This is a genomic window from Roseobacter sinensis, from assembly GCF_025755255.1.
Taxonomy (GTDB): Bacteria; Pseudomonadota; Alphaproteobacteria; order Rhodobacterales; family Rhodobacteraceae; genus Roseobacter; species Roseobacter sinensis.
The window spans coordinates 60,276-71,257 of the sequence record NZ_JALIEB010000018.1 but is presented as its reverse complement, the minus strand read 5'-3'; the positions used below and the strand labels follow the sequence as shown (position 1 = coordinate 71,257).

Genomic DNA, 10,982 nt, shown 5'->3' with positions numbered 1-10,982 from the left:
CGGACACACGTCTGCATCTGACAAGTGCCAATCAGCCTCAAAAAAACGTCTTGCTATGCAGGAGCTTTCCACACACGATATTCAAAACCGATCAGACGGTGCGGTTCTGGGGATTAAATTTGTTGAGCTTTTAGCGATGCGCTTGCTTTTCCGAGCCTTGGCCAGAGTTCGGGTCGAAGGTCCAACAACTCTTCTAGACATGCTCCTAGGTGGGAGCTCTGTTCGTTTGTGAGGCAACAATGAGAAAGAAAATCAATCATCTCGACAAGCTTGTTGTCACGCCGTTCGCCCTCATAGACCGCAGACAATGTTGTTGGGAGTGGGAAAAGAGCCTCGCGCTCCAATGCCTCAGGCTTTCGTCGCATTACTCGCCCAGTTAAATGCCATATCTCCTCTGCAAGCTGCTCATTTCTGTAGACGGCTGCGACCCGCGCCAAACCATCTACGAAGGCACCAACTGAAAAGTTTTCGTCATTGTCGGTGGCGAGGTCGATACGTCTGAGAGCAGCCACTGACAGTGAGACTATTTCGGCTGGAAGTTTGAATACGGCGCCACCATTCACGAGGCCATTGAAACCTCCGACACCAGGAGGGTCTTTCTTCAGCTCTGCCTCAATAAGGGTTTTCCAATCGTCGGGTAAGCTAGCAGGTTGCTCCGCTCCACCTTCAAGCGGACCTGGGAGGTAGGAGAAGGGAAACTTCAACTTATCCGAGAGCTGTGTATCGGATCCATCCTCAACGAATTTCCCCAGAGGAGTGCCCTCAAGCGAAGTCTTTTTGGTTGTGATGGCATTGCTCAGCCGAAAGATAAACTCTGCCTTGAGTTGGTGTGGAGTAGCAAACTCTGGCATCCATCTGGCTTCCGAATGAGCATCGAGATGTCCGACTACAAATGCGCGGCGCGCAACCCGTTGCGCCAGTTCGAAAGCAGCGGTGGTAGCATCGACCCTTTCAGAAATCAGGATTTCTTCCAGAAACGAGGCGTGTGAGAATTCGACCAGGCGCCTAGCAAAGACGGGTGATCCATTGAAGCCTGATGACAGGCTTAACCGACCGCTTACAAAGAAGAACAGATTGCTCAGCAATTCAAAACGACCTTCTTCCGGCTCATTCAGAAAGAAGTCGATGATGCCAGCGATCCGTTCTTGCATCGAAATACTTACATCATCTCGAGCCAGCATTGCCTCGACGAACCCCAGCTTCGAATACATAGACCCTGATTGTTCCACATGGTCAGCCATTTTCGTGAAATCATCATCTGATAAGCTCTCGTTTCTAATCACCGTGGCAACAGAGCTATGAATGCAGAGCCTCATGGCCTCTGGATAAAACTTCACTCCATAAGCCTTTGTGCCGGCGACAATGCGAGGCTTTACCTCCTGCTCTATGAACTCAACGAGCGCGGGAGCATCAGTTGTAGTTGGACATGCTAATCGCCAAAACAAAGGATCGCTTGGTACCAGCGTTTGCAAGTTACTACTTCCATTCTCAATCTCTCGGCGAATCCGCGAAGTAACGGCTACAAACGACCGTTCAACATCCTGTTCTAGCAAAACAAGCTCTGGGCAGCTCAGCTTGCTTGCTTTGACTCTTGCAGCCCAGTGCTCGACCACACTAGGTGGAAGTTGAAACTTGGAGGCGAGGTTTTCAAAACTTCTTAAGCGCTTATCTGGATCGACTTGTAGTGACCACTACCCGTCAATAGAGATCTCGAACTTCCCATTTAATAGAAGGAAAGTTGCTTGCTCCGGGTCATATCCGTCCGCAACCCAAACAGCATCAGTGTCGGCTTCCTTCAGCTCTACGTGTTTTGTGCTGTCGAACACGGACTGAGCACAATCATACAGGTCCTCGACCACGAATTTGTTGCCGTCTGGAAGAAATGTCACCGTTGTTGAGACCGGCAGCCCAAACCAGCTCATGAAACTGTGTTCAGCAATGATCGCTTGACGGATCGACTCTGGAAATAGCTCCAAAGTAACCACTGCTGACAAGGCGACCCCTCGATCAGTCATAAGTCAGCCGCTCTCTCTTGCCCTGTTAGCATATTCTCCATTAACTCTTTTGTATAGCTGACAATCTTTTGAAAAACTTGTGGATGCCGGTTTTTCAAGGGCTGAACAATGTCCTCTTCTACCCAAGCGAGATAGGCTTCTCGGTCTTCTTTGGACGCACCTTCAGGCGTCGCCAACAAGCCTACTATGTTCGCGATCAAAAGACCTTCGACGCCGCCATTTTGAACATCCGAACTGTTGTCACCTGCCCAAAGCCTCAGATCAACAAGGTCAAACAGCCAGCTAGAGATAGCCCTACTGAGTTGGAGGTCCTTGGCACCTTTCCATTGTTCTCTAATGATATCGTTCACAACCCGGTTTGACCGTAACGGAGCAGGCCGCTGCAGCGAAGCTTCAGCTATCGGTCCAAGCCATTCAATAGCTCCGAAAGGCTGGGCACCTCGCGACAATCAAAGGTCGCAACCCAGAAACGCGAAAGCTGCTCAAGCGGATCGACGAGACTGGTGTGAGCGAGTTTGCCACGACCTTCGTTAGTCTGTTCGCTCTGGCAGAGCTAAATGGCTTATCCCGCACGGCCGTGGCTGAGTTGCTAGAAAGCCTGGATTGCCCAGTTGCAATCTAGGTGGCCAAGTCACCCAAGTTCTTCCGGAGATCCGATGTCGCCAAGACCGAACTCACACATGAGTTAGCTGCGCCAAACCAGTTCGGAAAGCCCTCATTTGTAACGTCATGGCCCCGCTGAAGCTTCGTTCGACGGGCCCTTTGTTTGCAACGCGTTGGACAAAGTGGGTGAAAAACATGGACACTTTGATTTCACCGACGCAATTTGGCATCATATTTTTCAATGACTTACAGCGTTGCTTAGGACAAAGTGACCGCGTCTCTTCATTATGCGACCCGTAGTTTTGCCATCTGCGATACAAAGCCTTTCCATTCCGCTGTCCTGTCGCTGTCTGTTGCGGCTCCCGTGTTTCATCTGATCCCGTCTCCCTGACGGAAAATCGGGGTTGATTTGGAGATCAGACGGCGAAGCCGCCTGGGCCTGCAAATCTGCCACGTCGCGAACGCGGTGGGGGACGAGACAGGACAAATCGACAAGGTTGGTGCGGCCCGCAGCAGGAGGCGAAGACACGGCCTTGTCAATTTGTCTTGTCCGGGAGGAGGCCGCGCCTTCACCCTCACGGCGTAGGACGGTTGGCTTGTCCAAATCCCGGGATCCTGCTCTGGGCCCTTTCAGGCCGATTGCGCCTCGGTCCGAGAAGTCGGAGCGCTGCGGCACCCTATTGGATCATATCCCAATAAAATTGATGTGCGGTATCTGTACTATCAAATTGGAGTTAAGCGTAACGCTTCGCCATCTTTGCGTCACCGAAACGCAAAAGACCGCGAACATGAGGACGCCGCATTGGCCCACGAAGAACGGATCAAGATGGACGTGACGCCAGCGATTGCACATTTCGTAGAAACCTTCGACGCCCAGGACGTTGACGCCATCGTTGACCTTTGCACCGACGATTGCGTCGTGGTCGCACCGGGGGCCGACTCGACACTGCGCTGCGCGCCTTCCGGGAAACGACCATCACAGAGATCGGCATGAAAGAAATCGAGGACACGATCCTCGACGTCCAGCCGGTCGGCCCGGACTACGCCGGTGAAGTCAGCAGCTCTCCGGGCGTTCTGGGAGCAGAGCGGCGTTCAGGCGCGTATCTCGTGAACGTGCGCCGTGAACCGGACCGCTGGAAGCTGCATCAGGACGTTTTCAACGCGGGCCAACGCGCTGCACCTCTTAGAAGACAGGAGATCGACATGAGCACTGCAGGCTTTCACAAACTCACGCATGCCGAGGCGTTCGCTGCCGTCGTGCTGTCAACAACCGCACTCAGTACGGTCGCAAACTCCGCCCATGCGCTTGAAGCCGTCACCCCCGAAGGCGTCGAATGGTGGCCGACTGCCGCATGTCCCCCGCCATCCGTGTTGGTGGTACGCTCTTGCTGAGCGGTCAAGTGGCCGTCGTCGAAGGTGAGTTCGAAGACGCGCTGGCTACCGCATGTTTGGCATGTCTCGCGTGCGCTCCCCGATCACGCGCAAGGCGCTAGCGGCCTGACCAAGGCAGACATGAGAGGGGGTCAGTTAGCCGCTCCAATGTCGGCCAGAAGAGTGTCATCATCGCCTGGAGCAAGGTTTTAGATCTTATACTTCGATAACTTGTGCGACCTTTGCGACCCTGAGATCACTTAACGCCGCCGGGGGCCCGAGCGCACGTCCACGCAATCGGGTCTGTGGGTCTTTGGCAGTCCTCTCAAGCACTCACGCCGGCAGCTTGTCGATCTGGGCTTGGCCCACCTGCCGCACGATCGCCCCAAGCTCCAAGAGTTGTTTGCCGAGCGGGTTGGTTTTGCGCCAGACCATGCCGATGGTGCGCTTGGGCGTGTTCTCAGGAAAACGGGAAATCGAGAGCTCTGCATTCCTGGTCTCGAGTGGCACCGCCATTTCGGGGAGCAGCGTGAGGCCAAGCCCCGCGCTGACCATCTGCACGAGGGTGGCCAGCGACGAGCCTTCCATGACAAGGCTGGGGTCGGACGGCCGGATGTCGCAGACGGATAGCGCCTGATCCCGGAAGCAATGCCCCTCTTCGAGCAGCAGGAGCTTCAACTCCTGCAGCTTGTCCGGGCGCGGCACCGGGCGGCCGGCATCCTTTGCAGACCTGACCAGAACGAAATCCTCTTCGAACAGTGCGAATTCCCGCAGCGCCGGTTCAGAGATCGGGAGGGCGGCGACGATGAAATCCAGCCGGGACTGCAACAGATCTTCCACCAGCGACTTGGTGATCGACTCGCGCGGCATGAGCTCGAGACCCGGCAAGCACCGCGACAACTCCTGAATGATCGCGGGCAACAGATAGGGGGCGACGGTCGGGATGACCCCCATACGCAGCGTTCCGGTGAGCGGCCCGTCCGACAGACGCGCCAGCTCCGACATCTCTTCGACATCCGACAGCACCTTGCGCGCACGGACGAGGAACTCCTCACCCAGCGTGGTCAATCGGATCTGCCGCGCGGCCCGTTCCACCAGCGGCGCGCCCAGCATCGCTTCCAACTCCTTGATCTGCGACGACAGGGCCGGCTGGGAAATCGAGCATGCCTCCGCTGCACGGCCAAAGTGGCCGATCCGGGCCAGGGCATCGAAATAGCGGAAGTGTTTGATCGTGAAACTTATCATAGGCTGAAGTTATCGGGAACAAAAGTTTTTTCAATTGGAATCTATCGCAGCCTTTACGTATCTCTAAGGTACGCAGCTAGAATCGTTTTAAACTCGAGGAGACCCAGCGATGGATGGAAATCAATTCAAAGGCCTCGGCGGTTGCCCCGTGAACCACGGCGGCAATACGGCGATGGACAAGCCGGTGACCAAATGGTGGCCGAATGCGCTGAACCTCGACATCTTGCACCAGCATGGCGCCCGTACCAACCCGATGGACGCGGATTACGACCATCGTGCCGCGGTCAAGGCGCTCGACTTTGACGCGGTCAAATCCGATGTCAAAGCGCTGATGACCGAAAACCAGGACTGGTGGCCGGCCGACTGGGGGCACTATGGCGGCCTGATGATCCGCCTCGCCTGGCACTCCGCGGGCTCTTACCGCATGCAGGACGGGCGCGGCGGCGCAGGCTCTGGCAACATCCGCTTTGCCCCGCTGAACTCCTGGCCGGACAATGCCAGCCTCGACAAGGCGCGTCGGCTGCTGTGGCCGGTCAAGAAGAAGTACGGCAACGCGCTCTCCTGGGCGGATCTGATCATCCTCGCGGGCAACATGGCCTACGAGTCGATGGGCTTCAAAACCTTCGGCTTCGGCTTTGGCCGTGAAGACATCTGGGGCCCGGAGACGGACGTCTACTGGGGGTCGGAAAACGAATGGCTTGCGCCCTCCGAGAATCGCTATGGCGATCTGGAGAATGCATCCACGCTCGACAACCCGTTGGCAGCGGTGCACATGGGCCTGATCTACGTGAACCCCGAGGGGGTGAACGGCCAGCCCGACCCGGCGAAGACGGCGCATCACGTGCGCGAGACCTTCGCCCGCATGGCGATGGATGACGAAGAGACGGCGGCGTTGACATGTGGCGGCCACACCGTCGGCAAGGCTCATGGCGCGCAGGTCGGTGTCGAAATCGGGGTCGAACCGGAAGCCGCCGGGATCGAACACCAAGGCTTTGGCTGGGCCAATGCCGAACATGGCGGCACGGCGTCAAAAGCGTTCACCTCCGGCATCGAGGGCGCCTGGACGAAAGAGCCGACCAAGTTCGACATGGGGTACTTCGACTATCTCTTCAACTACGAGTGGCAGCTGACCAAATCCCCAGCGGGCGCCTGGCAGTGGGAACCGATCGACATGCCGGACAGCGAGAAGCCTGTAGATGCGGGCGATGGGTCCACGCCGCGCAACCCGATGATGACGGATGCGGACATGGCCATGAAGGTCGACCCTATCTACAACGAGATCTGCAAGAAGTTCATGGCAGACCCGGAGTACTTCAAGGACACCTTCGCACGCGCCTGGTTCAAGCTGACCCACCGCGACATGGGACCGCGCGCCAACTACATCGGGCCGGACGTGCCCAATGAAGACCTGATCTGGCAAGACCCGATCCCGGCCGGCAACACCGACTATGATGTTGCAGCGGTGAAGGCGAAGATCGCCGACAGCGGGCTGACTTCGGCCGAGCTGATTGCGACGGCCTGGGACAGCGCGCGGACCTTCCGCGGCTCGGACAAGCGCGGCGGCGCCAATGGCGCACGCATCCGCCTTGCGCCTCAGAAGGACTGGGCCGGCAACGAGCCGCAGCGCCTTGCCAAGGTGCTCGGTGTGCTGGAACCCATTGCGGCCGAGACCTGCGCCTCCATCGCCGATGTGATCGTGCTGGGCGGCAACGTGGGCCTCGAGCAGGCGATCAAGGCCGGCGGCCATTCGGTCGAAGTGCCGTTCACGCCTGGGCGCGGCGATGCCAGCGACGCACAGACCGACGCTGATAGTTTTGACGTGCTCGAACCCTTCGCCGACGGCTTCCGGAACTGGCAGAAGGACGAATACGCGGTCTCGGCAGAAGAGATGATGCTCGACCGGGCGCAGCTCATGGGCCTGACCGCGGCCGAAATGACGGTTCTTGTCGGCGGCATGCGGGCCATGGGCACCAACCATGGCGGCAGCAAATACGGCGTGTTCACGGATCGCGAAGGGGCGCTGACAACAGACTTCTTCGTCAACCTGACCGACATGTCCTACAGCTGGCATCCGATGGACGATGGCAGCTACGAAGTCCGCGATCGGGCGACGGGTGAAGTGAAGTGGCCCGCGACGAGCGCCGATCTGGTCTTCGGCTCCAACTCGATCCTGCGGTCCTATGCCGAGGTCTATGCCCAGGACGACAACGCAGAGAAGTTCGTGCGCGATTTCGTCGCCGCCTGGACCAAGGTCATGAACGCGGACCGCTTCGACCTGGCCGCGTAACAGCACTCCGTCCGGGCGGCCCGAACCGCCGCCCGGACACCACCCCGGTTAAGAACGCAACGGGCTATGATGGTGGAAGCGTTTCGTGATGCTCCGCCCTTGGCTGATCCGCCGACAACAGGCTGAGCCCGTCACGGGGCGTTCGTCAAATGGTCTCGCAGCACCGCATTGAAGAGATGCGGTTTCTCCAGGTGAACGGCATGTGCGCAGCCCGGAATGACCGCAAGGTTCGCACCCGGTAAGGTTCTCCAAAGCAACTCGGTTTGCGCCCAGGGATAGGTGCGGTCGCCATCGCCCCAGATGATCAGCGTCGGCATGTCCAGCTGCGATAGCGCAGCTTCCCCCGACCACGCCTCCATCGCATCCAGACCAGCCAGGACCGCACCGAGCGAAGCGTGCTCGGCGATGGCGGCGCAGCCTTCATACCTGGGCGCCTGCTCGCTCTCTCGAAACCAGGTTGCCGCGATCCGGCGCGCAGTGACCCCTGCGCCCTCCGCCCGCGCGCGCGCCTTGCTTTCGGCAATGGTCTCGAACCGGCCCGGCAGGATCCCAAGCGCGCCGGTCGCATAGAGGATCAGCTGTACGATCCGGCCCGGGGCTCGGCGGGCCATCTCCTGCACGATCATGCCACCCATGGAATGGCCCAGCAGACAGAACCGACGCACCCCGCGCTCGTCCAGCGCCGCCATCGCCCAGTCGGCAAAGCCACCGATGGTGTCGATCACCGGCAGATGCGCATTCCTGCCGAACCCCGGCAGATCGAGTGCAATCACCTCGCGGTCGACCGACAGCGCGTCGATCTGTTCCTCCCACTGCGCGCTGCCGCCGATGAACCCATGAACGAGGACAAGTGGCGTCACTTGCGCTGGCCCTGCACGATCCGGTCGAGGATCATCGCGCAGAAGAGGATCGCGAAGCCGGCGAGAATGCCTTGCCCCACATTCGCGTATTGCAGCGCTTCCAGCACATCTTCGCCCAGACCCTTGGCACCGATCAGAGAGGCCACGACGACCATCGCCAGCGAGAGCATGATCGTCTGGTTGATCCCGGCCCGGATCGACGGGCTGGCCAGCGGCAGATCGACCCGGGTGAGCAGATACCACTTGTTCGCACCGAAGGAGATCGCCGCCTCGCGCACGCTTTCGGGCACGCCCCGCAGCCCCAGCACGGTCAGGCGCACCACCGGTGTGCCGCCGAAGATCATCGTGGTCACAACCGCCGCGGGCTTGCCGGTGCCGAAGAAGGCGATCACCGGGATCATGAAGACGAAGGCGGGCATGGTCTGCATGAAGTCCATGATCGGCTGGATCGCGGCATAGAACCGGGGGCGGCGTGCCGCGAACATACCCAGCGGAATCCCGATCAGGATCGACAGGCAGGCGGCGGTGCCGAGCAGGGCGAGCGTCGTCATTGCCTTCTCCCAAAAGCCCAGCAGACCCATGTAGGCCAGAAAAGCACCAGAGTAGATCGCCATGCGCACGCCAGCCGTGAGCCAGGTCAGCAGGATGATTAGCGCCGCGATCACGATCCAGGGCGTGCTGACAAAGACGATCTCGAGCGCGTCCAGCACCAGACGGATCACCAGCGTGATCCCGTCAAAGAGCGCCTCACCATTCAGGACGGCCCAGTTAAAGAAGCTTTCGACCCGGTCGATGCTGGTCAGCCGGATGTCGGGGTCGGTGGGGAAGGTGCTCAGAAGATCGAAGCGGTCGGGGAAGCTGTAGTGCAGCATGGCCGCCAGCACGATCAGCCCCATGAAGACCGCGCTGAACACGATCTGCGCCACCGCCATGCCCGAGCGGATCGAACGATCCGACAGCCAGTCGGAAAACCGCCCCTCCAGCGCCCAGTTCGCAACTGTGGCCTGGGCGGCCTTGGCCAGCAGCAAAATGCCAAGACCCGTCAGCGCAATCTGTGGCCCCTGTGCCGCCAGCGCCGCCGCCTCCTCCCGGATGCCGCCGATATTCGCCTCCAGCCCCTCCACGGTTCGTCGGAAAGCATCGACCCGGTCCGAGCCGCTCTCGATCGCGGCCGCAAGTTGCTGGCGGCGCAGCTCCAGCGTGCCTTCGATCGATTCTATGCGCGCCATGGCATCCGCGGCCAGATCGCCAAAGAGCCCGCGCGCAATCTGTACGAGCGCCAGCGCCTCGATGATCAGAAACGGCAGCGCCCAGGACCAGAGGCCGCGCGCGCCGAACCAGACGGGCCCGAAGATCCCCGCCATGAGGTTGAAGGTCGGCGTGAAGCGCGCCGACGCGCCGATCTTGTCGAAATTGCGAATGTAGTAGTCCGGGCTGGTGCGCACAAAGGTGCGGATGTTCTCGTGCCGCTCTGCAGTGTAGGCGATGGCGGCATCGCTGTTCGGATCGTCCAGCGGATTTACAGTGTCATCCTTCATGAGACCTCCGTGCCTTCGATCACCGTGCGCAACAGGTCCGACCGGGTGATGATGCCCACATCCTGGCCCGCCTCCTGCACCACGATGGGGTTGGCGTCGTCTATGGCGAGGGTGATCAGGTTGCTGAGCGTCTCCTGACCGCTCACCTGCGGTGCATCGGCCGGCACGGGGCCATTCGTTGCGCGGTAGGCCTCGACGGGTTGCATCACCGCATGGGCATGCACGACCTTCAGGCGCGAAATGCCCGCGACGAAATCGGCGACATAGTCATCGGCAGGATGCATCACGATATCCTCCGCCGTGCCTGTCTGGACCATCTTGCCATCGCGCATGATCGCGATGCGGTCGCCAATGCGCACGGCCTCGTCCAGATCGTGGGTGATGAAGATGGTGGTCTTCTTCAGGATCTTCGACAGTCGGATGAACTCATCCTGCAGCTGCCGCCGGATCAGCGGATCGAGCGCGGAGAAGGGCTCGTCCATCAAGAGCACATCGGGGTTGGCGGCGAGGGCCCGGGCAAGGCCAACCCGCTGCTGCATCCCGCCCGAGAGCTCATGGGCGAACTTCGCCCCCCAGGCCCCGAGCTCCACGATCTCGAGGATCGCCGCCGCCTGCCGCATACGCTCGTTCTTGGCGACCTGCCGGATCTCCAGCGGCATCGCCACATTGTCCAGCACCGAGCGGTGCGGCATCAGCGCGAAGTTCTGGAACACCATGCCGATCTTGCGGTTGCGGAAGCGCTGAAGCTCCTGCGGGCCAAGGGCCATCACATCGGTGCCCTCGATCTCGATCTTCCCGGCGGTCGGCTCCAGAAGCCGGTTGAAGTGGCGCACCAGGGTGGATTTGCCGCTGCCCGAGAGCCCCATGACGCAGAAGATCTCGCCGCGGTTCACCGACAGGCTGACATCCGCCACCCCGACAACCGCGTTGAACTCGGCGAGAACCTCCGCCTTGGAGAGGCCGCGCTCGCGGATGGCCTGCAACGCCTGCTCCGGCTTGGCGCCGAAGATTTTCCAGACGTTGGAGATCTCAATAACGCGGTCTGCGTGTTCCATCATGGTCT

At 59.8% G+C, this 10,982-nt stretch carries 9 protein-coding genes; 2 read left to right on the top strand and 7 right to left on the bottom strand.

Annotation, left to right across the window (positions count from 1 at the left end):
• Window positions 1–113: 113 nt before the first annotated feature.
• From MUB52_RS19935 to MUB52_RS19925, 3 genes are all read right to left on the bottom strand, one after another.
• Window positions 114–1,472 carry a hypothetical protein gene (locus tag MUB52_RS19935; RefSeq protein ID WP_263845906.1) on the bottom strand — a complete coding sequence of 453 codons (1,359 nt, stop codon included), beginning with the start codon at window positions 1,470–1,472 and terminating at the stop codon, window positions 114–116.
• Between the two features lie 219 nt (window positions 1,473–1,691).
• Window positions 1,692–2,015 carry a hypothetical protein gene (locus MUB52_RS19930; RefSeq protein WP_263845905.1) on the bottom strand — a complete coding sequence of 108 codons (324 nt, stop codon included), beginning with the start codon at window positions 2,013–2,015 and terminating at the stop codon, window positions 1,692–1,694.
• Window positions 2,012–2,365, bottom strand: a complete 354-nt coding sequence (locus tag MUB52_RS19925) for a hypothetical protein (protein ID WP_263845904.1) — start codon at window positions 2,363–2,365, stop codon at window positions 2,012–2,014. Before MUB52_RS19925 ends, MUB52_RS19930 begins: the two co-directional genes overlap by 4 nt.
• 1,243 nt (window positions 2,366–3,608) lie before the next feature.
• On the opposite strand from MUB52_RS19925, the gene MUB52_RS19920 reads away from it, so the two are divergent.
• A complete protein-coding gene (locus tag MUB52_RS19920) occupies window positions 3,609–4,010 on the top strand; it encodes a hypothetical protein (RefSeq protein WP_263845903.1) in 402 nt (133 codons plus the stop codon).
• A gap of 312 nt (window positions 4,011–4,322) precedes the next feature.
• On the opposite strand, the gene MUB52_RS19915 is transcribed toward MUB52_RS19920, so the two are convergent.
• The gene (locus MUB52_RS19915; protein WP_263845902.1) at window positions 4,323–5,234 is read right to left on the bottom strand and encodes a hydrogen peroxide-inducible genes activator; all 912 of its coding nucleotides are present in this window, start codon (window positions 5,232–5,234) and stop codon (window positions 4,323–4,325) included.
• Between the two features lie 109 nt (window positions 5,235–5,343).
• On the opposite strand from MUB52_RS19915, the gene katG reads away from it, so the two are divergent.
• The gene (gene katG, locus MUB52_RS19910) at window positions 5,344–7,521 is read left to right on the top strand and encodes a catalase/peroxidase HPI (RefSeq protein WP_263845901.1); all 2,178 of its coding nucleotides are present in this window, start codon (window positions 5,344–5,346) and stop codon (window positions 7,519–7,521) included.
• A 131-nt stretch (window positions 7,522–7,652) separates the two neighbouring features.
• Here the strand turns inward: katG and MUB52_RS19905 are convergent, their stop codons facing one another.
• Genes MUB52_RS19905 through MUB52_RS19895 form a run of 3 tightly spaced genes read right to left on the bottom strand, consistent with a single transcriptional unit; the run spans window position 7,653 to window position 10,974 of the window.
• Complete coding sequence (locus tag MUB52_RS19905) at window positions 7,653–8,381, bottom strand: alpha/beta fold hydrolase (protein WP_263845900.1); 729 nt, start codon at window positions 8,379–8,381, stop codon at window positions 7,653–7,655.
• Entirely contained in the window at window positions 8,378–9,919 is a 1,542-nt protein-coding gene (locus MUB52_RS19900; RefSeq protein WP_263845899.1) for an ABC transporter permease subunit, read from the bottom strand. Before MUB52_RS19900 ends, MUB52_RS19905 begins: the two co-directional genes overlap by 4 nt.
• A complete protein-coding gene (locus tag MUB52_RS19895) occupies window positions 9,916–10,974 on the bottom strand; it encodes a quaternary amine ABC transporter ATP-binding protein (protein ID WP_263845908.1) in 1,059 nt (352 codons plus the stop codon). Before MUB52_RS19895 ends, MUB52_RS19900 begins: the two co-directional genes overlap by 4 nt.
• Between the last annotated feature and the right edge of the window lie 8 nt (window positions 10,975–10,982).

What these genes read in the sequence shown, in the direction of transcription:
- MUB52_RS19895 (WP_263845908.1), bottom strand. Translation starts at nt 10,974, where the DNA reads ATGGAACACGCAGACCGCGTTATTGAGATCTCCAACGTCTGGAAAATC.
- MUB52_RS19915 (WP_263845902.1), bottom strand. Translation starts at nt 5,234, where the DNA reads ATGATAAGTTTCACGATCAAACACTTCCGCTATTTCGATGCCCTGGCC.
- MUB52_RS19930 (WP_263845905.1), bottom strand. Translation starts at nt 2,015, where the DNA reads ATGACTGATCGAGGGGTCGCCTTGTCAGCAGTGGTTACTTTGGAGCTA.
- MUB52_RS19900 (WP_263845899.1), bottom strand. Translation starts at nt 9,919, where the DNA reads ATGAAGGATGACACTGTAAATCCGCTGGACGATCCGAACAGCGATGCC.
- MUB52_RS19920 (WP_263845903.1), top strand. Translation starts at nt 3,609, where the DNA reads ATGAAAGAAATCGAGGACACGATCCTCGACGTCCAGCCGGTCGGCCCG.
- katG (WP_263845901.1), top strand. Translation starts at nt 5,344, where the DNA reads ATGGATGGAAATCAATTCAAAGGCCTCGGCGGTTGCCCCGTGAACCAC.